The sequence below is a fragment of the Neorhizobium fuzhouense genome, from assembly GCF_042611105.1.
Taxonomy (GTDB): domain Bacteria; phylum Pseudomonadota; class Alphaproteobacteria; order Rhizobiales; family Rhizobiaceae; genus Neorhizobium; species Neorhizobium galegae_A.
Genome location: NZ_JBHFFP010000008.1, coordinates 164192 through 190439 on the forward strand (window position 1 = coordinate 164192; position 26248 = coordinate 190439).

23 protein-coding genes are annotated in these 26248 nt (G+C 62.8%); 17 read left to right on the forward strand and 6 right to left on the reverse strand.

Translation table 11 applies throughout. The annotated features are described in order from the left end of the window. Positions 1-3 precede the first annotated feature (3 nt). From ACEXP3_RS15695 to ACEXP3_RS15715, 5 genes are all read left to right on the forward strand, one after another. Positions 4-1821 carry an ABC transporter ATP-binding protein gene (locus ACEXP3_RS15695; RefSeq protein WP_377298188.1) on the forward strand — a complete coding sequence of 606 codons (1818 nt, stop codon included), beginning with the start codon at positions 4-6 and terminating at the stop codon, positions 1819-1821. A gap of 44 nt (positions 1822-1865) precedes the next feature. After that, on the forward strand, positions 1866-3401 hold the full coding sequence (locus ACEXP3_RS15700; protein WP_377298121.1) for an ABC transporter substrate-binding protein: 1536 nt from the start codon (positions 1866-1868) through the stop codon (positions 3399-3401). Between the two features lie 80 nt (positions 3402-3481). Then, the gene (locus tag ACEXP3_RS15705) at positions 3482-4405 is read left to right on the forward strand and encodes an ABC transporter permease (RefSeq protein WP_377298122.1); all 924 of its coding nucleotides are present in this window, start codon (positions 3482-3484) and stop codon (positions 4403-4405) included. A 5-nt stretch (positions 4406-4410) separates the two neighbouring features. After that, a complete protein-coding gene (locus ACEXP3_RS15710) occupies positions 4411-5259 on the forward strand; it encodes an ABC transporter permease (RefSeq protein ID WP_377298123.1) in 849 nt (282 codons plus the stop codon). A gap of 3 nt (positions 5260-5262) precedes the next feature. Continuing rightward, the gene (locus ACEXP3_RS15715) at positions 5263-6993 is read left to right on the forward strand and encodes a M14 family metallopeptidase (RefSeq protein ID WP_377298124.1); all 1731 of its coding nucleotides are present in this window, start codon (positions 5263-5265) and stop codon (positions 6991-6993) included. A gap of 57 nt (positions 6994-7050) precedes the next feature. Here the strand turns inward: ACEXP3_RS15715 and ACEXP3_RS15720 are convergent, their stop codons facing one another. Further along, positions 7051-7551, reverse strand: coding sequence for a response regulator (locus tag ACEXP3_RS15720; RefSeq protein WP_377298125.1), 501 nt, complete (start codon positions 7549-7551; stop codon positions 7051-7053). 132 nt (positions 7552-7683) lie between these two features. On the opposite strand from ACEXP3_RS15720, the gene scpC reads away from it, so the two are divergent. The 11 genes from scpC to ACEXP3_RS15775 all read left to right on the forward strand — a co-directional run bounded on the left by scpC (position 7684) and on the right by ACEXP3_RS15775 (position 19646). Then, positions 7684-9198, forward strand: a complete 1515-nt coding sequence (scpC, locus tag ACEXP3_RS15725; RefSeq protein ID WP_377298126.1) for a succinyl-CoA:acetate CoA-transferase ScpC — start codon at positions 7684-7686, stop codon at positions 9196-9198. 74 nt (positions 9199-9272) lie between these two features. Then, complete coding sequence (locus tag ACEXP3_RS15730; protein ID WP_377298127.1) at positions 9273-10949, forward strand: glycoside hydrolase family 13 protein; 1677 nt, start codon at positions 9273-9275, stop codon at positions 10947-10949. Positions 10950-11240: 291 nt separating this feature from the next. Then, positions 11241-12347: a BMP family ABC transporter substrate-binding protein gene (locus tag ACEXP3_RS15735; RefSeq protein WP_210106131.1), complete on the forward strand. Its 1107-nt coding sequence runs from the start codon at positions 11241-11243 to the stop codon at positions 12345-12347. 357 nt (positions 12348-12704) lie between these two features. Then, positions 12705-13814, forward strand: a complete 1110-nt coding sequence (locus ACEXP3_RS15740; protein ID WP_377298128.1) for an ABC transporter permease — start codon at positions 12705-12707, stop codon at positions 13812-13814. Beyond that, positions 13811-14743: an ABC transporter permease gene (locus ACEXP3_RS15745; RefSeq protein ID WP_245366523.1), complete on the forward strand. Its 933-nt coding sequence runs from the start codon at positions 13811-13813 to the stop codon at positions 14741-14743. Before ACEXP3_RS15740 ends, ACEXP3_RS15745 begins: the two co-directional genes overlap by 4 nt. An 8-nt stretch (positions 14744-14751) precedes the next feature. Then, positions 14752-15486, forward strand: a complete 735-nt coding sequence (biuH, locus tag ACEXP3_RS15750) for a biuret amidohydrolase (RefSeq protein ID WP_210106129.1) — start codon at positions 14752-14754, stop codon at positions 15484-15486. Then, positions 15483-17024, forward strand: a complete 1542-nt coding sequence (locus tag ACEXP3_RS15755) for an ABC transporter ATP-binding protein (RefSeq protein WP_377298129.1) — start codon at positions 15483-15485, stop codon at positions 17022-17024. Before biuH ends, ACEXP3_RS15755 begins: the two co-directional genes overlap by 4 nt. 13 nt (positions 17025-17037) lie before the next feature. Continuing rightward, a complete protein-coding gene (locus ACEXP3_RS15760) occupies positions 17038-17733 on the forward strand; it encodes a cysteine hydrolase family protein (protein ID WP_377298130.1) in 696 nt (231 codons plus the stop codon). Then, entirely contained in the window at positions 17726-18505 is a 780-nt protein-coding gene (locus ACEXP3_RS15765; RefSeq protein ID WP_377298131.1) for a 5-formyltetrahydrofolate cyclo-ligase, read from the forward strand. The genes ACEXP3_RS15760 and ACEXP3_RS15765 overlap by 8 nt, the downstream gene beginning before the upstream one ends. Continuing rightward, entirely contained in the window at positions 18505-18882 is a 378-nt protein-coding gene (gene hpxZ / locus ACEXP3_RS15770) for an oxalurate catabolism protein HpxZ (RefSeq protein WP_377298132.1), read from the forward strand. Before ACEXP3_RS15765 ends, hpxZ begins: the two co-directional genes overlap by 1 nt. A 113-nt stretch (positions 18883-18995) precedes the next feature. Then, the gene (locus ACEXP3_RS15775) at positions 18996-19646 is read left to right on the forward strand and encodes a GntR family transcriptional regulator (RefSeq protein WP_377298133.1); all 651 of its coding nucleotides are present in this window, start codon (positions 18996-18998) and stop codon (positions 19644-19646) included. A gap of 18 nt (positions 19647-19664) precedes the next feature. On the opposite strand, the gene atzF is transcribed toward ACEXP3_RS15775, so the two are convergent. The 4 genes from atzF to ACEXP3_RS15795 form a co-directional block, all read right to left on the reverse strand. Next, on the reverse strand, positions 19665-21398 hold the full coding sequence (atzF, locus tag ACEXP3_RS15780; RefSeq protein ID WP_377298134.1) for an allophanate hydrolase: 1734 nt from the start codon (positions 21396-21398) through the stop codon (positions 19665-19667). Between the two features lie 117 nt (positions 21399-21515). Continuing rightward, positions 21516-22496, reverse strand: a complete 981-nt coding sequence (locus ACEXP3_RS15785) for a threonine ammonia-lyase (protein WP_377298135.1) — start codon at positions 22494-22496, stop codon at positions 21516-21518. 401 nt (positions 22497-22897) lie between these two features. Further along, positions 22898-23887, reverse strand: a complete 990-nt coding sequence (locus ACEXP3_RS15790) for a glutaminase (RefSeq protein ID WP_210106123.1) — start codon at positions 23885-23887, stop codon at positions 22898-22900. A gap of 98 nt (positions 23888-23985) precedes the next feature. After that, the gene (locus tag ACEXP3_RS15795) at positions 23986-24492 is read right to left on the reverse strand and encodes a MarR family winged helix-turn-helix transcriptional regulator (RefSeq protein WP_377298136.1); all 507 of its coding nucleotides are present in this window, start codon (positions 24490-24492) and stop codon (positions 23986-23988) included. A gap of 258 nt (positions 24493-24750) precedes the next feature. Here ACEXP3_RS15795 and ACEXP3_RS15800 point away from each other — a divergent pair, with 258 nt between their 5' ends. Continuing rightward, positions 24751-25410 carry a peroxiredoxin gene (locus ACEXP3_RS15800; RefSeq protein WP_210106121.1) on the forward strand — a complete coding sequence of 220 codons (660 nt, stop codon included), beginning with the start codon at positions 24751-24753 and terminating at the stop codon, positions 25408-25410. A gap of 78 nt (positions 25411-25488) precedes the next feature. On the opposite strand, the gene ACEXP3_RS15805 is transcribed toward ACEXP3_RS15800, so the two are convergent. Next, a complete protein-coding gene (locus tag ACEXP3_RS15805) occupies positions 25489-26223 on the reverse strand; it encodes an ABC transporter ATP-binding protein (protein WP_377298189.1) in 735 nt (244 codons plus the stop codon). Positions 26224-26248: the final 25 nt, after the last annotated feature.

The following is a 26248-nucleotide window of genomic DNA, read 5'->3' on the forward strand; positions in this document are numbered from 1 at the left end:
CCGATGAACGAGACCGCAGCGACGCCGCTGATTGCGATAGAAAACCTCAGCGTCGAATTTTCCGGCAACCGGGTGGTGGATGATCTCTCCTTTTCCGTGGCGCCCGGCCGCACGGTGGCGGTCGTTGGCGAATCCGGCTCAGGCAAATCGGTCACATCGCTCTCCGTCATGCGGCTTGCCGACATGATGGGGGCGAAATTTGCGCAAGGGCGCATCCGGTTTGGCGGGCAGGATATTCTCACCCTGTCGCAAAAGGCGATGCGTAGCATTCGAGGCAAGGAGATCGCCATGATCTTCCAGGAGCCGATGACCTCGCTCAACCCGGTCTTCACCATCGGCGACCAGATCTGCGAAGTGCTGCTGCTGCATGAAAACATCGGCAAGGCAGAGGCGGAGGCCGAAGCGCGCCGCCTGCTCGACATGGTGCGCCTGCCGGATTCGGCCACGCTGCTGAAGCGCTATCCGCATCAGCTCTCCGGCGGCATGCGCCAGCGGGTGATGATTGCCATGGCGCTTGCCTGCCGGCCAAAGCTGCTGATTGCCGACGAGCCGACGACGGCGCTCGATGTCACCATCCAGGCACAGATCCTCACCATCCTGCGCGATCTGCAGGCCGAGCTTGGCATGGGCATGATCTTCATCACCCATGACATGGGTGTGGTGGCGGAAATGGCTGATGACGTCGTTGTCATGTGGAAGGGCAAAAAGGTTGAGGAAGGCCCCGTTGCCGAGATCTTCGCCAACCCGAAGCATCCCTATACGCGCACGCTGCTGGCCGCCGTGCCCCGTCTCGGCAGCATGGCGGGCGAGCCGTTTCCGAAGCGCATGCCGCTCACCGTCCTCCAGGATGGCGCACCGGTTCTGGTCGGCGAAGAGCGCGTACAGGACACGGCCCGCTACGACGAAAAGCCGCTGCTCACGGTAAAGGACCTCTCCGTCACCTTCGATATCCGCCGCACCCTCTTCGGCACGGTCACGCACCGGCTGAGCGCGGTATCCAAGGTCAGCTTCGACATCCATCCCGGCGAAACGCTGGCGCTGGTCGGTGAAAGCGGCTCGGGCAAATCGACGATCGGACGCACCATCCAGCAATTGCAGACGAGCCGCTCGGGCGACATCGCCTTTCAGGGCAAGCTCTTGTCGAAAATGTCGGCGGCGGAACGGTTTCACCTGCGCCGCGATGTGCAATACATCTTTCAGGATCCGTTTGCCTCGCTCGATCCGCGAAAGACAGTGGGTTTTTCGATTGCCGAGCCGATCCACACTCATGCCATTCTCTCCGGCAAGGCCGTGCGCCGCCGTGTTGATGAGCTTCTGGAGCGGGTGGGCCTCACCTCGGCCCATGCAGACCGCTACCCGCACGAATTTTCCGGCGGCCAGCGCCAGCGCGTTGCCATTGCCCGCGCTCTGGCGGGCGATCCGAAGCTGATCATCGCCGATGAGGCGCTCTCGGCGCTCGATGTGTCGATCCAGGCGCAGATCATCGCGCTGTTCATGGATCTGCAGGCCGAACGCGGCCTCTCCTATCTGTTCATCAGCCATGACATGGCCGTGGTGGAAGAGATCAGTCATCGGGTGGCGGTGCTTTATCTCGGACAGATCATGGAAATGGGCAGCCGCGCCCAGGTGTTCGAGACCCCGCAGCACGATTACACCCGCCGCCTTCTGTCGGCCGTGCCGGTCGCCGATCCGACCCGCGCACGTCGCGGTGCGCTGATCGAAGGAGACATTCCCAACCCGGTCCACAAGGTCGGCGAGGAACCCGCCATTCTCCTTCACGAGGAGATCGAGACAGGCCATTTCGTCGCAAGACGCGCCTGAACACTGCGAGACAATCGCAAAGCCTGAAGAAAAGGAACAGCAGAATGCACAGTGTCACCCGCGGCCTTGCCGCAAGCTTCCTCGCGCTCGCCCTGTCGGGCACCGCCTTTTACGCCGGCCCCGCCGCGGCTGCCGGCAAGATGACGATTTCGAGCCCGCAGGATCCGGGCAGCTGGGATCCGATCGATACCTTCCTCGTGCAATGGGCCGCCGTTGCCACCAACATCTTCGATGGCCTGACCTATCGTGGCCCGGACCTGAAGATCGTGCCCGGCCTTGCCGAAAGCTGGGAAGAGCTGGATGGCGGCAAGCGCATCCGCTTCAAGCTGCGCCAGAACGTCAAGTTCCATGATGGCGAGCCCTTCAATGCGGCGGCCGTCAAGTTTACCTTCGAGCGTCTGCTCGGTGAACAGGGCGCCAAGGGCCCGCAGCGGTCCAACTACACCGCCATCGAGAGCGTAGAAGTCATTGACGACTACACGGTCGACATGAAGCTGAAGGCGCCCGATCCGGTGCTGCTGACGAAGCTTGCCGGTTATGGCGCCATGATCGTTCCGCCGAAATACATCACCGAAAAGGGTGAGGACAATTTCAATACGAACCCGGTTGGCACCGGCCCGTTCAAGTTCGTGTCCTACCAGCCGAAGGTCAATATCAAGCTGGAAGCCAACCCGGATTACTGGGGCGGCGCACCAAAGCTGTCGGAACTGGAATACCGCTTCATTTCCGAGCCTGCGACCGCCGTTGCCGAACTGCAGGCTGGCCGCGTGGATCTCGTCATTCCGCCGACCATCCCGATCGGCATGATCCCGGTCATCGCGGGCGACAGCAAGCTTGAAGTCGTCAGCGTTCCAGGCCCGACGGTCGATGCCCTGCGTTTCAACACCCGCGACGGCCTGACCGCCGATCCGAAGGTGCGCAAGGCCATCATCATGGCCGTCGATCGCGCCACCATCGTCAAGTCGATCCTCGCCGGCCAGGCCACCGAAATCGTCAGCTTCCAGGGCGCGCTGTCCTTCGGCTACGACAAGGACCTGAAGGGCCTGCCCTATGATCCGGCCGGCGCCAAGAAGCTGCTGGCGGAAGCCGGCGTCAAGCCCGGCGCGACGCTGCAGATCGACATCCGCGGCAATGACGCGACGATGAACGAAGTGGCGCAGGTGATCGCAAGCTACCTGCAGATGGTCGGCCTCACCGCCACCATCAAGCCATATGAAACCAACGTGCTCCTCAACGACATCATCCCGCAGGGCAAGACCGGCGCGATGTTCCAGCAGAAGTGGGGCGGCTGGACCTTCGATTTCGACAACACGGCCTATGCCATGTACCACTCCGGCGAGAAGTGGAATCCCTATGACAAGGACGAGACGCTGGACAAGCTTCTGGAATCGCAGCGCCCGCTCACCGACAGGGCAGAGCGCGAAAAGATCCTGAAGGACGTTGCCAAATACGCAGCCGATCGGGCTCTCGAACTGCCGCTCTACAATTCGAAGTCGATCTACGGCATCTCCAAGCGCGTGAAGGGCTTTGTCGCACCGCCCGACAACCGCCTGAAGCTGACCGACGTCACCGTCGAGTGACCTGACCCGTCCGGTGCCGCCGACCTTGTGCGGCGGCACCGCTTTTTCCGATCCCGCCTGATCCTGAAGGACTGCAACACGTGGCCGGTTTTCTCATCAAGCGATTGCTGCAAGCGATCTTCGTCGTCATTGCCATTACCCTTGTCGTCTCGTTTGCCATTCGCCTCACCGGCGATCCGGCCCTGATGATGTTCCAGGGCGGCGGCAGCATGACGGAGGAGGATCTGGCGCGCATCCGCGTGGCGCTTGGCACCGACCAGCCCTTCATCGTGCAGTATCTGAATTTCCTCAAGGGCATGGTGACGCTCGATTTCGGCAAGAGCTTTACCGGGGGAACGCCCGTTTCGCTGCTGATCGGCAATGCGCTGCCGGCAACGCTGCTGCTCGCCTTCATCTCCATGGCCGTGTCGATCGTTCTCTCCATTCCGCTTGGCATCAAGGCGGCGACCGCCAAGGGCAAGGCGGCCGATCAGGCAATCCGCATCTTTTCGCTCATTGGCCTGTCGTTTCCCAATTTCTGGCTTGCGACCATGCTGGTGCTGCTCTTTGCCATCACGCTCGGCTGGCTGCCGCCAAGTGGCATGTCGGGGGCGGAAAGTTATGTGATGCCCGCCATCACCATGGGAATTATCCTCACCGCCACCAATGTGCGTCTCGTGCGCAGCTCGATGCTGGAAACGCTGCAGTCGCAATATGTGATGGTGGCCCGCGCCAAGGGTTTGAGCGAAACCAAGGTTCTCTACAAGCATGCGCTGCGCAACTGCGCCATTCCGCTCATCACCTATTTCGGCCTGCAATTCGGTGGGCTTCTTGGCGGCATCGTCGTCATCGAGCGGGTGTTCAACTGGCCGGGCATGGGTTCGCTCGCCTTCGATGCGGTGGCAGGCCGCGATTATCCCGTTCTGCAGGCCGTCATCACCGTTTTGTCGCTGATGATCGTCGGCATCAATCTTCTGGTCGATATCGCCTATGGGCTTGTCGATCCGCGCATCCGGACGGAGTGATAGACATGGCCACCACGACCACACGCCGCTCGCGTTTTGCAAGCCTCGAATTCATCCTCGGCGCCACGCTCACCACCGTCATCTGCCTGGCCGTCATCTTTTCCGACGTGCTGTTTCCCGGCGGCGCCGACAAGATTGACCTGATGGCGCGCCTGGCAAAGCCCTTTGCCAGCGCCGCCCACCCCTTCGGCACCGATCCGCTCGGGCGCGATGTGCTCGCCCGCGTCGTGGCCGGCGGCAAGATCTCGCTGCTCGTCGGCTTCACCTCCGTCATCGGCGCCGTCATTTTTGGCGTCCTGATGGGGCTGATCGCCGGTTATTATCGCGGCTTCTGGGATATGGTTGTGATGCGGTTTGCCGATATCCAGCTCGCCATGCCGTTCATCCTGCTTGCCATCACCTTTATCGCCATCGTTGGCGGCAGCCTGACCAACACCATCATCCTGCTCATCGTGTCGCAATGGGTGCAATATGCCCGCCTCGTGCGCGGATCGGTGCTGACGCTACGGGAACGCGAATTCATCCTGTCAGCGCGTGCCATCGGCGTGGCCGACTGGCGCATCATCCTCCAGCACCTGCTGCCGAACCTCATCGGCCCGGTCATCGTGCTGATGACCCTCAACGTCGCCAACAATATCCTGCTTGAAAGCAGCCTGACCTTCCTGGGCCTCGGCGTTGATCCGACCATTCCGAGCTGGGGCGGGATGCTCGCCGATGGCCGCACCTATCTGCAGACCGCCTGGTGGGTCAGCGTCTTTCCGGGTCTCGGCATCCTCTTGACGGTGCTTGGCCTCAACCTTCTCGGCGACTGGCTGCGCGACAGCCTCGACCCGACCGGCAGAACCACGAGGTAATCCATGACCGAGATCTTCGCAAAAACCTTCGAGCGCACGCTGGATCGGCTGGTGGCCGACGCAAAACCGGGAGACAGCATCGAGGCCTGGACCTTCGATGACCGGAAAAGCCGCGAAGAGGCCGAACAGGCGCTGAAGCAAAAGGGTGTCACCGCCCGCATCCGCAGCGCCTACAAGCCGCTCCTCTCCTTCTTCCTGGAGGAGGCGGATCTGAACGGCGTCGAGAGTATCGACATTCGTTATCCGGTGCATGCCGCAGCGCCCGAAAACCGCTTCCGGCTGGAGGCCTATCCGCTCGCCGGCCTGGTGTCCCCCGCCCGCATCACCTTTCTGGCGCGCAGCGACGACGCGATGTTCTACGAGGTGACGCTTCGTCGCAACGGCAAGCGCGAAACCCACCTGGTTCTTGCCCCGAACCGCGTCCATCAGGATGCCGTCGGCGAAACGAACCTGTCGCCCACCGGCTGGCTCAAGCGGGCAGGGGAGGCGGGCGATCGTCTGGAAACCGATTACGAAATGCTGTTCGACGCGGCCGTTTCAGCCATTGCCGGCCATGCCTGGGGAGCCGAAGAGCCCTATTTCGAGGAGCTGAACATCCATGTGAGCCATCCCGCCGCAGACGAACCGCTGCCGCTGGGCGACGAGGTTGTCAGCCTGCGCGAGGCGCTGCACGAGGATTTTTACTTCTCCCTGCTTGAGTATTTCCAGAAGAAATCCGGCCGTCCGCTCGGCGACCGGGGGCTGAAGCCCGGCCAGATCGTGCCGGAGATCGTCAAAAGCACGGGCGAGATTTCCGTGCGCATCGCCACGCGCGCGCTGGAGACCGGTTTTCTCGATGGCGCCGACCAGGATCTCGATACCGCGCGGGAGCCGATCGCCACCCGTGAGGTCGCAGCGGTCCTCGACAGCATCGGCGGCGAGGCCTTCGAGGCGCGCGCGCGGTCCGGCCGCGTGCTCTCCGCCCGCTATGTCCGCGGCACGGACTTGCCCGTGATGATCAGCGGCGGCCAGCATCCGAACGAAACCACCGGCATTGTCGGCGCGCTTCGGGCAGCCACGATCCTGAAGGCTCGGGATGGGGCGCATTTCACAGTGTCGCCGCTCGAAAATCCGGATGGCTATGCGATCCATCAGCGTCTTCGTCGGGACAACCCCCGCCACATGCACCACGCCGCCCGCTACACGGCACTCGGCGATGATCTGGAATATCGCACGGCGGAAAATGCCGGCAGCCACCTCAACGAGAAAGAGATCCGCCTTGCGGCGCAGAAGCTCAGCGGCGCAGAGCTGCACATCAACCTGCACGGTTATCCAAGCCACGAATGGACACGCCCGCTTTCGGGCTATGTGCCGCGCGGCTTTGGCATGTGGACGCTGCCGAAAGGCTTTTTCCTCATCATGCGCCACCATCCGAATTTCGAGGGACATGCGGAGGCGCTGCTTGACCGCGTCACCCGCCATCTCGGCAAGATCCCCGGCCTGCTCGCCTATAACGACCGCCAGATCGCGCTTTACGAGATCCATGCCGGCGAAACCGGCTTTCGCATCATCAACGGCTTTCCATGCCTCTCCTCGGTGGATGACCGCCATACCGTGCCGATGACGCTGATCACCGAATATCCGGACGAAACCATCTATGGCGAGGCCTTCATCGCCGGCCACACGGCGCAGATGGAAACGGTTCTGTCGGCCTATGAGGCCTGGCAGGATATCGGCGCAGAACAGGTTTCGTAAGCGACGGTTACGCCGCACGCACGTCCCGGTCGCTGGAGCGGCGACCGGAGGATCGGCTCAGCGGACGGGAGGGGTCGCGCCTTGCGTCCGGAACGTCTGCACAATCAGCGCATCCAGCGCGTCCGGGTTCCACGGCTTCGGCATCAACGGAACATCGCCCACGCGGGCCTTGAGTTCTGGAAGTTCGGCATAGCCGCTGCACACGATGACCGGAATTGCCCGTTCCTTCAGACATTCGATAACCGGAAAGGAAAGCTCGCCATTGAGGTTCAGATCGACAATGGCACCCATCAGGTTCAGCCGGGGAATATCGGCAAGGGCCTGGGCGACGCGGCTATAGGGACCGCTGATCCGGTGGCCACGGTCGAGGAGATGATCCTCCATATCCATGGCCAGAAGCATGTCATCTTCCAGCACCAGGATGGAAGGTCGAGTTTGGCGAGAAGGCGTATCCACGCAAAATTCACTTTTCTGCATCACGTCGTCCGACGCGATACATGCGGCAGCATCTCTCCTTTTCAAGGGTTTAACACACAAGGTTCTGCGGATTTTCGCCACTTCACGGCTTGAAGAGACGTCGTTGCACCAGCGAACCGGTGCTGCGGCTTGATTTCGGTCAAGGCATCGCCATCATCTCCCGCTAGGTTTTGCCCCGGGAGGACTTTTGATGAAACGCCAGGACGCAAGGCCATGCTTGAAGACCGTATCAGACGCCCCTCCCTCATGGACAAGATCGTCAGCCCCGCGGCTGCGGCCAGTCTGATCCGTGACGGCATGATCATCGGCATGAGCGGGTTTACACGGGCCGGTGACGCAAAGGCGGTGCCGATTGCGATGGCCGAGCGGGCCAAGACCGATCCCTTCCAGATCACGCTTCTGACCGGCGCTTCGCTTGGCCACGATATCGACCGCATGCTGACGGAAGCGCATGTGCTCGCCCGCCGCATGCCCTTCCAGACGGATGCGACCCTGCGCGCCGCCATCAATCGCGGCGAGGTGATGTTCATCGACCAGCACCTGTCGGAAACGGTGGAACACCTGCGCTCCAACCAGCTCGGGCCGATCGATTACGCGATCATTGAGGCCGCCGCGATCCGCGAGGATGGCGGCATCATTCCCTCCACCTCGATCGGCAATTCGGCAAGCTTTGCCATTCTGGCCAAGAAGGTGATCGTTGAGATCAACCTGTCGCAGTCGCTCGACCTGGAGGGCCTGCACGACATCTACATTCCGACGAAGCGCCCTACGCGCGAGGCCATTCCGGTCATCGCCTGCGATACGCGCGCAGGCCTGCCCTATATCCCGATCGACCCGGACAAGATCGCCGCCATCGTCATCACCAAGGAGCAGGACAGCTTTTCCACCATCGAGCCCGCCGATGCCGAAACCCAGGCGATTGCCGATCACCTGATCGGCTTCTTCGAGCAGGAGGTTGCGCTTGGCCGGCTGGATCTGACGCTGAACCCCTTGCAGGCCGGCATCGGCACGATTGCCAATTCCGTGCTGGCGGGTCTTTCCGACGGGCCGTTCCACCACCTTCGCCTCTATAGCGAAGTGCTCCAGGACAGCACCTTCGATCTCTTCGATGCCGGTAAGCTCTCCTTTGCCTCGGGCTCGTCGATCACGCTCTCATCAGCCTGCAGCGCCCGCGTCTATGGTGATTTCGAGCGCTACAAGGACCGGCTCGTGCTGCGCCCGCAGGAAATCAGCAATCATCCGGAAGTCATCCGCCGCCTCGGCGTCATCGGCATCAACACAGCGCTGGAAGTGGATATCTACGGCAATGTGAACTCCACCCATGTCAATGGCACGCACATGATGAACGGCATCGGCGGTTCGGGCGATTTTGCCCGCAACGCCTATCTGTCGATCTTCGTGACGAAATCGCTGGCCAAGGGCGGGCGGATTTCCTCGATCGTGCCGATGGTGGCGCATGTCGATCACACCGAACACGACGTCGATATCATCGTGACGGAAAATGGACTTGCGGACCTGCGCGAACTTGCGCCGCGCGAGCGGGCGGCCAAGGTGATTGCGCATTGCGCCCACCCAAGCTACCGGGATGCGCTTCAGGATTACTTCGATCGCGCGTCAAGCCGGGGCGGTCACACGCCGCATCTGCTCGAGGAGGCCTTTTCCTGGCACCTGCGAAGCCGCGACAGCGGCGACATGCGAAAGCCCGTGGCACGCGCCGCCGCCGAATAGGCAGATTGCCGTTTTTCGGGGATGACGTTCGGGAACTTGCTTCTAAATAATGGAGGACACAGAAGGAGAAGCCCATGCAGGATGTGACGCATCATTTGCCGCAAGCCGGTGTTTTGCCACGCAAATGGTGGCACTCGGCCACCGTCTACCAGATCTATCCGCGCAGTTTTGCCGATAGCAATGGTGACGGGATCGGCGATCTTGGTGGGATCATCGGCAAGCTCGATTATCTGGAAAAGCTCGGCATCGACGTGATCTGGCTGTCACCGATCTTTCGCTCGCCCATGGACGACAACGGCTACGACATTTCCGATTATCAGGACATCGCTCCGGAATTCGGCACGCTGGAGGAGTTCGACCGGCTGGTGCGGGCCGCCAAGGATCGCGGCATCGGCATCCTTCTGGATCTTGTCGTCAACCACACCTCGGATGATCATCCGTGGTTTGTTGAGGCGCGCGCCTCCCGCGACAATCCCTATCGCGACTTCTACATCTGGCGCGATCCGGCGCCGGATGGCGGGGTGCCAAGCGCGCTGCAATCCAATTTCGGCGGGCCGGCCTGGACGCTCGATCCGGCCACCGGCCAGTATTACCTGCACCTGTTTTCGCGTCGCCAGCCGGATCTGAACTGGGAAAACCCGAACGTCCGCGCCGAGATCTACCGCATGATGAACTGGTGGCTGGATCGCGGCATTGCCGGTTTTCGCATGGATGTGATCGACCTTATCGGCAAGCAGGTGGATGCCGGCATCCTGAGCGACGGGGCGCATCTTCACGACTATCTCCAGGAAATGCACCGCGAAACTTTTGGCCCGCGCGATGTGCTGACGGTTGGCGAAACCTGGAGCGCGACGCCGGGTTCGGCGCTTCTCTATTGCGGGCGCGACCGCGGCGAGCTGTCGATGATCTTCCAGTTCGAGCATGTGACGCAGCGCTGGGACGAAAGTTTTGGTAAATGGCGCTCGAAACCGTTTGATCTCGTGGCGCTCAAGGCCTCGTTTTCCAAATGGCAGCAGGCGCTTGCCGCAGATGGATGGAATTCGCTGTTCTGGGGCAATCACGATCTGCCGCGGGCGGTTTCCCGCTATGGCGACGATCGCCGTTTTCCCGTTCAATCGGCAAAGACGCTGGCAACCGTGCTACACCTCATGAAGGGCACGCCCTATATTTATCAGGGCGAGGAGATCGGCATGACCAATGTGCCTTTCGAGCGGATCAGCGAATACCGCGATATCGAGACGCTGAACATGCATCGGCTGAGCCTTGAGGCCGGGCTTGCTGAGGACGCATTCATCAAGGGCGCCAATGAAAACAGCCGCGACAATGCGCGCACGCCCATGCAGTGGTCGGCCGCTCCGCAGGCCGGGTTTACAAGCGGCACGCCATGGATTGCGGTGAACCCGAATTATCGCCAGATCAACGCGGATGCGGCGGTTCGGAACGAACACTCGGTCTTCCACCACCATGCCAGGCTCATTGCGCTGCGCAAGAGCCACGATGTCATCGTCTACGGCAGCTACCAGTCCTTCCTCGACCAGCATCCCGACGTCTTCGTCTATACGCGCGTGCTGGAGGGTGAGCGGGTGACGGTGATTGCAAGCTTCAGCGGCACGCCGCTCGAGCTGGAACTGCCGGGGGAACTGCAGACCGCAGGCGAGGCCCTCATCTGGAATTATAGTCCGGTGTCCGAGGTGCGGGGCAGAATGACGCTGCAGCCTTACGAATCTTTCGCGGTGCTGACCCGCGGCTAACAGAATTTTTCGGCTTTTTGGCAGAGCACGGCAGGCCGATCTCGGCCTTTGCCGTGCTCTGCACCTGTGTGTCAGTGGCTGCTTTCGTTGTATGCAATGCGGATGGATATGAACATAAAATAATCATGTCGAAAATTATGATGAATATTTAGCCGCATTGCGGGAGGTGCTCTTAATCCGCCGCTTCGAAGGATTTCAAGCACTTGATTGCCCAATTGCGCGTGGCACGCCCTTTGCATCGTTCTTTGCGGAGACCCGGACGGGGTTGAAGCAAAAACAAGGGGAGTGCCAATGTCTCGATACGAACTGTCCCGCCGCGCGCTGATCAAGGCCGGCCTTGCCGGTGCCGCTGCAACAACCCTGCCGATGCGATCTGCCAGCGCCACGGGCGCCGTGACCGTCGGCATCGTCTATGTCGGCCCGCGTGATGATTTCGGCTGGAACCAGGCTCATGCCGTGGCCGCCGCCGCGCTGAAGCAGGTGTCGGGCGTCACCGTCATCGAAGAGGAAAACGTGCCGGAAACGGATGCGGTCGCCAAGTCGATCGAATCCATGATCAATCTCGACGGCGCAAACCTTATCCTCGCCACCTCCTTCGGCTATTATAATCCCTTCGTCGTCGATCTGGCGAAGAAATATCCGGCCGTCGAATTCCGCCATGCCGCGCCGCTCTGGTCGAAGGACAAGGACCCGAAGAATGCCGGCTCCTACTTCCCCTACCTCAACCAGGCGCATTATGTGAACGGCGTGGCGGCCGGCCTGTCGTCGCCGACGGGCAAGATCGGCTTTGTCGCGGCAAAGCCTATTCCGTCGGTGCTGTCCAACATCAACTCAGTGCTGCTCGGCGCCCGTTCGGTCAATCCGGCCGCTACTGTCCGTGTCATCTTCACCGGCGACTGGTCGCTGCCGGTGCGCGAGGCGGAAGCGGCAAACGCGCTGGTCGATGCCGGCTGCGATGTCATCACCTGCCATGTCGACAGCCCGAAAGTGGTGATCGAAACGGCGGAAGCGCGCGGCGTAAAATCGCTCGGCCACAATGCCTCGCAGGCCCCGCTTGCGCCGAAGGGCTTCATCACCGGCGCCGAATACAAGTGGGAGACGATCTACAAGTCGTTCGCTGCCGATATCGGCGCCAAGAAGACCTTGCCGAACTTCCTCGTCGGCGGCTATGACAAGGATATGCTGCGCTCCACGCCTTACGGCGCCGGCGCAACCGATGCGGCCAAGAAGGCAGCCGATGCGGCCGTTGCCGCCCTCAAAGGTGGCGCGCCGATCTACAAGGGCACGCTGAAGGACAACCAGGGCAAGGTCGTGGTCGACAAGACCTATGACAATTACGACCCCTATCTCGACGGCATGAACTGGCTGCTGGAAGGCGTGCAGGGTTCGATCACCTGAGACCGCCTGGAGACGGGCACGGGCGACTATCGGTGGAGCACCCCTCCCCAACCCCTCCCCACAAGGGGGGAGGGGCTAACCCAGCCGACACGGGACTGCCCCATCTGGGCACCACGGCGCGGCAGGTCTTCTCCCCCCTTGTGGGGGAGATGGCTGGCAAGCCAGAGGGGGTTTCGACGCACGCACCCTCGTTCAACGGATAGGAGACGTCGCCTCCGGCCGATGGTCGCCTGCATCCGTCCGGTCAAAAGGTTCACCCTGCGGCATCGGCCGCTCCAGCAGAAATGGCCCTCGGGAAGACAGGTTCGCCCAGCATCCGGGCAGATCTCCGGTGAGAGGAGAATGCAAGTGGCAGACATGACGGTTCAACCTCTTTCGGTGGCGGCGGTGAAGCGCCGTCCGAGCGTCGGCACGCTCAAACTTGCCGAATCCATCTTCATACCGCTGGCGGCGCTCATCGTGTCTGCGGCGCTGTTTTCGATTTTCCTGCTATGCCTTGGCAAATCGCCGCTAATGTTCTTCCAGCTGATCTGGGTCGGCGGCTTCGGGTCGAGCTTCTCGTTCCAGAACTCGCTGCAGCGCGCCGCACCGCTGATCCTTACCGGCCTTGCCTTTGCCATTCCCGCCCGCATCGGGCTCACCATGATCGGCGGCGAGGGGGCGCTGGTGTTGGGTGGGCTTGCCGCCGCCGCCATCGCCATTCCGCTGGTCTCCTCCGGCGTGGCGCCTTTTCTCACCCTGCCGGTGATGGCGCTTGCCGCCATTCTTGCAGGCGGGGTCTGGATCGGCTTTGCCGGCTGGCTGCGCTATTATCGCGGCGTCAACGAAACCATTTCCTCGCTGCTCCTCTCCTATATCGCCATCGCCACGATGAATTTCTTCGTGGAAGGGGCGCTGCGCGATCCGGCCTCGGCCAACAAGCCCTCTACCATGCCGATCGGCGATGCCTATCGCATCGGTGCCATTCCGGGCACGCAGGTGCATTGGGGGCTGGCCGCCGGCCTTCTGCTGGCTGTCATCCTGCATGTGGCGATGACGCGCACCACCTTCGGTTTTGCCGCCCGCGTTACCGGCGGCAATGCGCGCGCCGCCCTTGCGCAGGGGTTGCCGGTCGGGAAACTTATCGTCATCTGCTGCATGCTGGCGGGCGGCTGTGCCGGTCTTGCCGGCTTCTACGAGGTCGCCGCGGTTCATGGGCAGGCGAATGCCTCGCTGGTCGCGGGCTATGGCTTCACCGGCATTCTGGTTGCCTTTCTCGCCCGCCAGGTGCCGCTCGCGGTGGTGCCGGTCGCGGTTCTCTTCGGAGCGCTTGCGGCGGCGGGCGGCGTCATCCAGCGGCGCATGGGCATGCCGGATGCCACGGTTCTGGTGCTGCAGGGCCTCATTTTCGTGGTGCTTCTGACCAGCGAGACCTTTTACGGCCGCATTCCCTTTTTCCAGCCGAAAAGCGCGGAGGACCGCACATGAATGCCACCATCAGCGACGGCGCAATGGTGACCGCCCTCATTGCCATGCTCGGTGGCGCCATCCGCGTCTCCACGCCCTTCATGTTCGTGGCGCTCGGCGAATGTCTGACGGAAAAGTCGGGCCGCATCAATCTGGGGCTGGAGGGGAGCCTGGTGCTCGGCGCCATGGTGGCCTATGCCGCCTCCTATCTGACCGGAAGCCCCTGGACAGGCGTGCTCTTTGCCGGCTGCGCCGGCCTTGTGCTCGGCGCCCTGCACGGCTTCATCTGCAAGCTGCCGAAGGTCAACGATATCGCCGTCGGCATTGCCTTCATGAGCTTCGGCACCGGCCTCGCCTTCTTTTTCGGAAAACCGTATATCCAGCCGCAGGCGCCGCGGCTCGAGGCCATCCATCTCGGCGACTGGACGGGCGATCCGCGCCTTGCCCAGGCGCTGGAGGTGAACCCGCTGTTCTTCGTCGGCGTCGGCCTTGCGCTTTTCATGGCCTGGGCGTTTCGCAACACGCGCTTTGGCCTCATCATCCGCATGACCGGCGACAGCGCCGCTGCCGCCAAGGCCATGGGCGTCTCCGTCGATCTGGTGCGCTTCATCGCAACGGCGGTCGGCGGCTTTCTGGCCGGCATCGGCGGCGCCTTCCTGTCGCTCTATTATCCGGGCTCATGGAACCAGGGCCTGTCCTCCGGTCAGGGGCTGATGGCGGTGGCGCTCGTCATCTTTGCCCGCTGGGGGCCGCTGCGCTGCATTCTGGCAGCCCTTCTCTTCGGGGCCGCCGGCGCGCTCGGGCCCTCGCTGCAATCGGTCGGCATTTCGCAAGGCTATTATTTCTTCAACGCCGCTCCCTACATCCTCACGCTCTTCATCATGGTCGCGTCCGCCCGCTCGAAGGCGGCCGCCCGTGAGGCTCCGGGCGAACTTTCGATTACCAAGTGAGGTCCCCCATGAACACGCTCGACGAACGCATTGCCAAGGCCCTGGTGCCGGGTGGAAAAACGCTGGCGGCCGATCCCTATCCCTGGCCCTTCGACGGCGACTGGGGGCCGCACAACACGGCGCTGATCGTCATCGACATGCAGATCGATTTCTGTGCGCCGGGTGGCTATGTCGACAGCATGGGCTATGACATCTCGCTGACGCGGGCGCCGATCGAGCCGATTTCCCGCGTGCTGACTGCCCTTCGCGCAAAAGGCTATCCGATCATCCACACGCGGGAAGGCCACAAGCCGGATCTGTCGGATCTTCCCGCCAACAAGCGCTGGCGCTCGCAGCGCATCGGCGCCGGCATCGGCGATCAGGGGCCGTGCGGGCGCATTCTGGTGCGCGGCGAACCGGGCTGGGAAATCATTCCCGAACTGCAGCCGGAACCGGGCGAGGCGATCATCGACAAGCCCGGCAAGGGCTCGTTTCTGGCCACCGACCTTGAGCTGGTGCTGCAGACGAAGCGCATCCGCAATATCGTGCTGACCGGTGTAACCACCGATGTCTGCGTCCACACCACCATGCGCGATGCCAATGACCGCGGCTATGAATGCCTGTTGCTGGAGGATTGCTGTGCTGCCACCAAGCGCGAAAACCATCTTGCTGCCATCGACATGATCAAGATGCAGGGCGGCGTGTTCGGCGCCGTCTCCAATTCGGCCGATTTCATCGCGGCGCTGCCGGAGGAACGCGGATGAGTGCACTGCCTCTCGAAACCCCCTCTGCCAAAATGGCGCCGTCACTCTCGGCCCATGGCATGACGAAGACGTTTGGCGCGTTTACGGCCCTCGGCGACGTCTCGATCGACGTGGCGGCCGGTTCCTTCCACGCGCTGCTCGGTGAAAACGGTGCCGGCAAGTCGACGCTCGTCAAATGCATCATGGGCTTTTATTCGCCCGACAAGGGGCAGGTGACACTGGATGGCAAGGCGATTTCCATCCGCTCGCCGCGCGATGCGCGCGCCCATGGCATCGGCATGGTCTATCAGCATTTTACGCTTGTGCCCTGCCTGACGGCTGCGGAAAATCTCGTCATTTCCCGCGCCGATACTCCCTCCGTCATCAACTGGGCGAAGGAGCGCCGGGCGCTCGATGCCTTCATGGAAACCATGCCGTTCCGCGTGCCGCTGGATGCGCAGGTTTCCGCGCTCTCTGCCGGTGAAAAGCAGAAGCTCGAAATTTTAAAACTGCTCTACCTCGACCAGCGCTTCATGATCCTCGACGAGCCGACCTCGGTGCTGACGCCGGGCGAGGCCGACGAGATGCTCGGCCTTCTCCACGGCATGTGCGAGCGCGGCGAGATCACCGTGCTGATGATTTCCCACAAATTCCGCGAGGTGAAGAGTTTCTGCGACCGCTTCTCCGTGCTCCGGCGCGGACGCCTGACGGGGGAGGGGGATGCCAAGACGGCAAGCGTCGAAGAGATGAGCCGCATGATGATCGGCGACACGCAGGTGCGCGAGCGCGCCACGCGCGCCGTTCTGCCTGAGCAGCCGATGGTGCTGGAGCTTGCGGGTCTCTGCGCCGAAGACGATGCGGGGCTTCCCGCTATCCAGGGGGTCAACCTCAAGATCCGCGGCGGCGAGATCGTCGGTGTCGCCGGCGTCTCGGGCAACGGGCAGAGCGCGCTGGTGGAGGCGCTGGCCGGCCAGCGGCCGCTCACCGATGGCGAAATGACCATTCGCGGCGAGGTGTTTACGCCCAAGCGCGGCAATTTCGACCGGTTTCGCGTCTTCGGGCTGCCCGAGGAGCCGTTGAAGAACGCCACGGTGCCGCGCATGAGCGTGGCGGAAAACATTGCCTTCCGCTCCTTCGACAAACCGCCGATCGCAAGCCTTGGCTGGTGGATGTCGAAAGCGCCGATGCGCGCCAAGGCCGAGGACCTGATTGCCCGCTACCGGGTAAAGACCACCTCGCCGGATGCGCCGATCGAAACGCTCTCGGGCGGCAATGTGCAGCGCGCGGTTCTGGCACGCGAACTCTCGGGCGATGTCGATGTGCTGATCGTCGCCAATCCCTGTTTCGGACTGGATTTCGCCTCCGTCGCCGATATCCGCAGCCAGATCATGGAAGCCCGCAACCGAGGGGCAGCCGTGCTGCTGGTCTCGGAGGATCTCGACGAAATCCTTGAACTGGCAGACCGGGTCGCGGTGATGTCCGGCGGCACGATCACCTATATCGCCGCAACCGAAGCGACGGACCGCAACACGATTGGCCAGCACATGGCCGGACATTGAGGGCAGACCGATCATGACCACGCCGACGACGATCCCCGTTCCCGCACGGCCCTATCCCTATCCGTTCATTCCCGGCCGGACCGCCCTTGTCGTCATCGACATGCAGCGCGATTTCATCGAGAAGGGCGGCTTTGGCGATGCGCTGGGCAATGACGTTCAGCGGCTGGAGGCGATCGTGCCCACCATTGCAAAGCTGCTTGAACTCTTTCGCCGCAAGCGCTGGCCGGTCATCCATACGCGCGAGGCGCATCTGCCGGATCTTTCCGATTGCCCGCCCTCCAAGATCGCGCGGGGGAACGCACCGCTGAGAATCGGTGAAACGGGATCGATGGGCCGGCTCTTGGTGCGCGGAGAACCGGGCAACCAGATCATCGAGGCGCTGAAGCCGGTGGCCGGCGAAGTGGTCATCGACAAGCCCGGCAAGGGCATGTTCTTTGGCACCGACATCCAGTCCATCCTCGACAACAAGGGCATCACGCATCTGCTCTTCACCGGCGTCACCACCGAGGTCTGCGTGCAGACTTCCATGCGCGAGGCCAATGATCGCGGCTATGAATGCCTGCTCATCGAAGATGGCACGGAAAGTTATTTCCCGGCCTTCAAGCAGGCGGCCATCGAGATGATGGTGGCGCAGGGCGGCATCGTCGGATGGGCGGCCCCCTCCGTGGCACTTGAGGCCGCCTTTGCAGAGGCGCCGATCCATGCCTGATGTCGCAGGCCGCGGCCGATGGGCCGGACGCAATACGGGGAAAGACCGTGTGCGCAACCGCATCTGGGCCGCACTTGAAGAAAGGGGCGTCGCCATCGGCCCCGCCTGGAGCATGATCCCGAATTTCGTCGGCGCCGATCGCGCCGCCTATCTTCTGTCGCAGACACCGGCATGGCGGGCGGCGCGCACGGTGAAAACCAATCCGGATGCGCCGCAGATCCCGATCCGCCTGCGCGCGCTCTATGAAGGCAAGACGGTCTATGCGCCGGTGCCCTACCTCACCCGGGAGTTCCCCTATCTGCGGCTCGATCCGCAAAAGCTGACGGATAAGGGCATTTCCTTCGAACTGGCTGCGGTGTCGCAAGGCTTTGTCGAGCATGGCGAGCGGATCGGCTTTGAGGAGATCGAGCCGCTGGATTTCTGCGTCGTCGGCTCCGTTGCCGTGTCGCGCGAGGGTGGACGCACCGGCAAGGGGGCGGGCTTTGCCGATCTGGAAACGGCCATCTTTCGCGAAATGGGCATTATCGGCGATGAGACGCCGCTCGCGACCACCGTGCATTCGGTGCAGCTGGTGGAGGCCAAAGACGTGGTGATCGAAAGCCATGATTCCCCGCTCGATCTGGTGGCGACGGAAGGCGAACTGATCGTTACCGGCAACCGCCAGCCGCGTCCGCCGGGTGTCGACTGGGACCGGGTGCGCCCGGACCAGTTTGAAAACATTCCGTTTCTCACCGAATTGAAATCGCGCATGATGAAAAGCAGGAAGGCCTGATGATGGAGATCAACCATCCCGAAACGCGGGCGGAGGTAGAGGAGATCTTTGCCCGGTACGAGACGGCCCTTCTGGCCAATGACAACGAGACGCTGCTGTCGCTGTTTCTCGATAGCCCCGTGACGGTGCGCTATGGTGTGTCCGAAGTGCAGCACGGCTTTGAGGAGGTGAAGGGGTTTCGCGCCGTGCAGGCGCCGTTCACGCGAAAGCTGGAGCGGACGGTGATCACCACCTACGGGCGGGATTTCGCCACCGCTTCCACGCTGTTTCACCGGCCGGATTTTGAGGGGGCGATCGGGCGGCAGATGCAGACCTGGGTGCGCACGCCGCACGGCTGGAAGGTGGCGGCGGCGCATGTCAGCATGATGCCCGCGTGATGCCGGATTGATATCGGCATGATGTCCCGCTTTTCCGCTGCATTGCGCGCGCGAATCCGGCACAAGCGCAAGGACGAGAGAAGACAGGACATGACGGGGATAGTGAGCAGGCCGTGCTAGAAAAGACACCGCGCACATCGAGCGAGGATATCCGCCGGCAGCTGGCCGAGCGGATCATCACCAGCGAGCTTGCCCCCGGAACCGTGCTCGATGAAACGCAGCTTGCGGCGGAATTTGCCGTGTCACGCACGCCGGTGCGCGAGGCGCTGAAGCTTCTGGCGGCAAGCGGCCTTGTCGAACAGCGGCCGCATACGCGCACCGTGGTGGCACGGCCCGATGACGAGAAGCTTGCCGGCATGTTCGAGCTGATGGGGCATCTGGAAGCGCTCTGTGCCGGCTTGAGTGCGCAGCGCATGACGGCCGCCGAACGCGACCAGCTGGATGTGATGCATGGCGAAATGGCCCTGATTGTCTCGGCCGGCGATCGCGTCGCTTATATCCATGCCAATGAGCGGTTCCACAGCGCCATCTATCGCGGCAGCCACAATCCCTATCTCGATGAGATCACCCATTCGACGCGCCAGCGCCTGCAGCCGTTTCGCCGTGCGCAGTTCTCGACACTCGGGCGCCTTGCGCGCTCGCACGCCGAGCACGGGCTGATCGCCGAGGCCATCCTGCGCGGCAATCAGGCGCAGGCCGAAGACATGATGCGCCAGCATATCACCAAGGTGGAGGATGCCTATCACAGGCTGATCGGCGGCTGACGGCGCGGTGGGTGGGGACTATCGGCGGGTGGACAGATAGGCGCGCCAGCTGCCATGCTCGCTGATATCGGTTGCCGCCTCGACGGCGGCGGCATCGACGAGGCAGCCCTTGGCTTCCGTGCCATCGGCCAGCGCCACGGTGCCCATGGTGCAGGGCCTTGGCAGATTGGCGCAGAAGTCCCCGAAGGCCGCGGGCTCGAGCGACCAGACTTCGGCCTCGATGCCAAACCCTTGCCCCGGCGCGACCGGCAGCAGGCCGGGCCGCGGCGGCACGGTTCCGGGAATGGCAAACAGCCGGTAGTCGGCTCGGGTGCGCGTGGCGCGCAGAAAATTCGCGCCCATGGCCTTCAGTTCGGCATTGCGCGGCAGGCCGGAGAGGAGGGGGCCGAAGATGGCAATCTCGATGCGGCCACGCACGGCGCGCGGTGGATTGGCGGGACGCTGATGGGCGCCGGCCATGCGGGCCATGGCGGCCAGCGCCCCGTCGCTTCCGGCCGGTCCGATGAAGGTGAGGCTGGAGGGCAGGTTGTCCTCGCGCAGGCCGACCGGCACGGTGATCGCCGCAAGATCCAGAAGATTGACGAAGTTGGTGTAGACGCCGAGGTTGGAATTGAACACCACCGGCTCGCGGGCAAGATCAGACATGGTGTAGAAGCGCGGAATGGTCGGCACAGCCAGGCAATCGAGCCCCTCCAGCACCAGTTCGCTGTGACGCTTGAGATCGGCTAGCTGATAGAAGGCCTCAAAGGCTTCGATGGCGCCGAGATTGCGCGCCTGGCTGATGATGCTCAAGGTGACCGGCAGCAGCGCGGAAGGGTTCTGCTCGATCAGGTCCTTGATCGCCACATAGCGTTCGGCAAGCCAGGGGCCTTCGTAGAGCAGGCGGGCTGCGGCATGAAACGGCTCGAAATCGATCTCGACAATCTCCGCGCCCAGACCCTTCAGGCTTTCAAGATCCGCCTCATAAGCCTTCTCCGATGCCTCGTCGCCAAAAAACTGCCGCTGCGCGGTGATCGGCACGCCGATGCGCGGGCGCGGGGGCACCGCGCCGATGGACGGCTCCGGCAGGCGCTTGGAGAACGGGTCCTGCGGGTCGAAGCCGGCGCAGACGCTCATCACCTGAAAGGCCAGATCCACGTCGCGGGCAAAGACGGAGATGCTTTCGAGCGTCCGACAGGCGGGCACGACGCCTGTCGATGGCAAAAGGCCAAGCGTGGGCTTCAGCCCGACGATGCCATTCATGCCCGCCGGCACGCGCCCGGCGCCGGCCGCGTCCGTTCCCAGCGCAAAATCGACGTAACCGCGTGCCACGGCGACCGCCGAGCCGGAGCTTGAGCCTCCCGGAATGAGATCGGCCCGCAGCGCATTCTGGGGAATGCCGAAGGGCGAGCGCACGCCGACGAGCCCGGTGGCGAACTGGTCCATGTTCGTCTTGCCGACGAGAATGGCGCCGGCCGCCTCCAGCCGCTCAACGACGGTTGCCGAGCGCTTGGCCGCATAGGAGAAGGCGGAACAGCCGGCCGTCGTCGGCATGCCGGCGACATCGATATTGTCCTTGACGGCAAACAGCATGCCATAGAGCGGCTTGCTGCTGCCATCGCCGTCTTCGAGGCTTTGTGCTTCGGCAAGCGCCATTTCCCGCTTCTTCAGCGAGATGAAGACCGAACGGTCCCGCAACGCCTCCAGCGAATCGTAAAACCCGGCAACGACTTGGCTCACGGCAAAATACGACGACCGGACGGCTAAACGCATGGATAATCCCGTTTAAGATCTGGCAAATGCTGATTTGCGGCCGATCCTAGCGGATTCCTAAAACAGTTGCAGTTATTTTAGCGGTTTCCATCGGATTTTTGCCGGCTGATACTTCAACTAGACATGGCTGTAGCGCGACAGGGCGGCGGAAAATACCTCCGGATCGACATTGCCGCCGGTGCAGACGGCAATCACGCTGTCGCCCTCGATCTCTTCCTTTCGAAAGAGAGCAGCCGCCAGCGCCACGACACCACCCGGCTCCACCACGATCTTCAGCCGGTTATGGGCAAGGATCATGGCCTGCAGCGCTTCCTCCTCGCTGACCGCAAGGCCGGGGCCGCAGAGGCGCGCATTGATGGGGAAGGTGATGTTACCGGGTTGCGGCGTCACGATCGCATCGCAGACCGAACCGCCGAGGCGCGCGTTGCGCTCGATCCGGCCGCTTTGGAGCGACCGGGCCGTATCGTCAAAACCTTCCGGCTCGGCAGGGCGGGCTCGAAGACCCGGGGCATGTGCCTCAAGCGCCAGTGCCACGCCGGCGATCAGCCCGCCACCGCCGCAGCAGACGATGACATCCGCCGTCTCGATGCCCTCCTGCCTTGCCTGTGCGGCGATTTCCAGCCCGACCGTGCCCTGGCCGGCAATTACCTGCGGGTCGTCGAAGGGCCGGATCAGCGTCAGCCCGCGGGTCGTTGCCAGATGCGCGCCGATCTCGTCGCGATCTTCGTTTTCGCGGTCGTAAAGCACCACTTCGGCGCCGAAGGCGCGGGTGTTCTCGATCTTTAATTTCGGTGCATCCGCCGGCATGATGATGACGGCGGCAATGCCATGCATGCGCGCGGCAAGGGCAACCCCTTGCGCATGGTTGCCGGAGGAAAAGGCGATGACGCCGCGCGCGCGCACCTCAGGCGCAAGTGCAGACACCGCCGACCAGGCGCCGCGGAACTTGAACGAGCCGGTGTGCTGCAGGCATTCCGGCTTCACGAAGACCTTTCGTCCGGCGATCTCATCCAGGAACGGCGAGGAGAGAAGCGGCGTTGCGCGCGCGCGGTTGCCGATGCGGGCCCGTGCCGCCTCGATCATCGTGATATCTGTCATGTCCGTTCCTGCGTGATGCGAATTCAGCTCTTGCCCGCTTTGGCGGACGCAGCAAGGATTACGGGCCGATGAACCGTTCGGCAAGGCGGATCGTTCTGGAAATGGCGGGCAGGTATGGCGGCAGTCCGTCGCGCCGGTACGGGTGGCGTAAAATAATACGGGAGAGACGCCGGAACGTCTCTCCCGTTGCCGCATCTCCCTGGGAGAAGGGGGATGATCTCCAAAAATAACGAGGCATTCAAGGCCATGCGCGCGCGTCTGAAACCAGACCACCGCGATCGTCCAACGCCTCAACACAACCTGCAAAATCACTTGAAAGTGAAAGTGTGTCACAAGCCGCAAAAGGCAACAACTGTAAAATATTATTTTTGGCCGAGGGTCGTTCCCGTGCCGCCCCGGGGTCAGGAGGACGGCGCCCCGAACACCGACCAGCCGGTTTTCGTGGCCAGCATTTCGAGCGCCAGCGACCCGATCAGCGAATTTCCATTGCCATTCAGGCCCGGGGACCAGACGGCAACCGAGGCGCGGCCGGGGGCGACCGCCAGAATGCCGCCGCCGACACCGCTCTTTCCCGGCAGGCCGACATGATAGGCGAAATCGCCGGACCCGTCATAATGGCCGCAGGTCAGCATCAGCGCATTGATGCGCCGTGCGCGCTGGCTGGACACGACCGTGTGGCCCGACAGTGGGTTCTTGCCGTTTGCCGCCAGAAACAGTCCGGCGCGGGCGAGCTGCACGCAGCTCATGGCGAGCGCGCATTGGTGAAAATAGACGCCCAGCACATGATCGACCGGATGGGTGAGCTTGCCGAAGGACTTCATGAAATTGGCAAGCGCGATATTGCGAAAGCCCGTCGAGGCTTCCGAACGTGCCACGGCCGGATCGATGGCGATCGTCGTGTCATCGGCGAGATACTGCACGAAGCGGACGATCTCGCCGATCGCCTCGCGCGGCGTATGGCCGGCCATCACGAGGTCGGAAATGGCAATGGCGCCGGCATTGATGAAGGGATTGCGCGGCTTGCCGTTCTCGTGTTCGAGCTGGACGATGGAATTGAACGCCGAGCCGGACGGTTCGCGCCCGACGCGGTTCCAGGTGGTCTCGCCGTGCTTGCCGAGCGCCAGCGTCAGCGTAAACACCTTGGATATGCTCTGGATGGAGAAGGCCTCGTCGCAATCGCCCACCTTGAACACGCGGCCCTCAAGGTCAATGATGGCAATGCCGAATTTCTTCGGATCGACATTGGCAAGTTCGGGGATGTAGTCGGCCGCCTTGCCTTCGCCGGTGCGCGGCACAAGCGCTCTATGGATGTCCTCGATGATGGCCTGGAGGTCGGTCGTCACGGTTTGGCGTCTCCCTGGGGCATGGTCTGGAACGGGTCCGCGGCGCATCGCGCAGCGATCACCTGCCGGGCAGGGACAGCGGCGATGGGCTCTTTATCCTGTATTGTCCATCCTCCCTTGCTTCGCAAGGGCAGCATGGACGCGCTTCAAGGGTCGGCAGGGCCCGAGAGGTGGTTTGCGGCAGAGGTCTTGACGCGGCCGATATCCTGCCAGAGGGCTGCAATCATCGCCTCGTCCACATCGCCCATCAGGTCGCGTAGCCAGCCTTCATGCGCCTCGGCCATGGCGGAAAAGGTTGCCATGCCCGCCTCGGTCAGCCGGGCAACGGTGACGCGCCGGTCGTCGGTCGGGGTTTCGCGGATCACCAGTCCATCGGCTTCCAGCCGCTCGACAAGGCCGGTGATATTGCCGTTGGTCACCATCGTGCGGCGCGACAGCTCGCCCAGCCGCAAGCCTTCCTTTTCGCGGTAGAGCTGCGCCATGAGATCGAACTGCGGCAGCGTCGCGCCGAATTCGGCGCGCAGGCGCTTGCGGATTTCGGTGGAGATCAGCTTGGTCGTGGACAGCATGCGCAGCCACAGCCGCGTCTCCGGCTTGGAGCGGGCATGCGTGGTGATTTCGAGATCCATGCTGGTGTCATCCGGTTCCGTCATGCGCAGGCGTCCCCTCGGCGCTTTTGTGACCAAAAGCTGTACGGAGAGGTATTTTAATTGTCAAAGGTCTGCGGGCGCAAGATCGGCAGGGGCCGAGACAGGGTGCGTGTGACAGGCTGCGGCGGGGCGGGTGATTTATCGACAAAAAGAGAATGGATTTGCAAGCTTGGACGTTTTGCCGCAACAGACTCTCTCGTCTGCCGTAAAAATCAGCCTATCTTGAGCGCAACCTGTTTTCACGCTCATGGAGGATTTCCCTTGTCTCTGCGCATCAACGACATCGCCCCGGACTTCACCGCCGAGACCACGGTCGGCCCGCTCAATTTCCACGAATGGATCGGCAATGGCTGGGCGGTTCTCTTCTCGCATCCGAAGAATTTCACGCCCGTCTGCACCACCGAGCTTGGCACCATGGCCGGCCTTGAAGGCGAGTTCCAGAAGCGCGGCGTCAAGATCATTGGCATTTCGGTCGATCCGGTCGAAAGCCACGGCAAGTGGAAGGACGATATTCGCACGGCAACCGGCTATGACGTGGAATATCCGCTGATCGGCGACAAGGACCTGAAGGTCGCCAAGCTTTACGACATGCTGCCGGCGGGTGCGGGCGAAAGCTCGGAAGGCCGCACGCCGGCCGACAATGCCACCGTGCGTTCCGTCTATGTCATCGGCCCGGACAAGAAGATCAAGCTGATCCTTACCTATCCGATGACCACCGGCCGCAACTTCCACGAGATCCTGCGCGCCATCGATTCCATCCAGCTGACGGCCAAGCATCAGGTGGCAACGCCTGCCAACTGGCAGCCGGGCGAGGACGTCATCATCACGGCCGCCGTTTCCAACGAGGATGCGATTGCCCGCTTCGGCGCCTTCGATACGGTTCTGCCCTATCTGCGCAAGACCAAGCAGCCGGCCGCCTGATAACATTGCAAACATGCCGGGGGAGGGGACACCTGCCCCGGCCTTGAGATGAGCGCTTGATGAGGCTGGATCAGCGCCTCATTCGGCCGCCATCCGCCGCGCCGGAGCAAAGCGGATCGAGCAGGTGCCGCCCTCTGCGGCCTCCACCACTGCCTCCACGTCGAACACATCCCGGATGAGCCGTGTCGTGAGCACCTCCGCCGGACGGCCAAGGGCGACAAGTCGGCCGGCCTTCATCACGGCAATCCGGTCGCAGAACATGGCCGCATGGTTGAGGTCGTGGAGGGCGGCGATCACCGTCAGATCCAGATGACGCACGAGATCGAGCAGGCCGATTTGGTGGCCGATATCGAGATGGTTCGTCGGCTCGTCCAGCACCAGCACTTTCGGCGACTGGGCAAGTGCCCGGGCAATATGCAGCCGCTGGCGCTCGCCGCCCGACAGCGTATGCCACTGGCGCCCCGAAAGATGCGCCATGCCGACATTTCCCATTGCCGCATCGACGATGGCGTCGTCCAGTCCTGACCAGGGCGAAGACAGCCCGAGATAGGGCGTGCGGCCAAGCTCCACCGCCTGGCGGGCCGTCATGCGCTCGGAGGTGTCGGCCTGCTGTTCCACCAGAGCCAGACGGCGGGCAAGCGCGCGCCGGGCAAGGCCGGCAAGCGGCTCTCCATCCAGCGAAACGGTGCCCGTGCGCGGCTTGCGCAGCCCGCAGAGCATGGAGATAAGGCTCGTCTTGCCCGATCCGTTCGGCCCGATAATGCCGAAGAATTCGCCGGATGCGACCGTGAAGGAGACGTCGCGCACCAGCATGTGGCCGCTGCTTGCAAGCGACAGG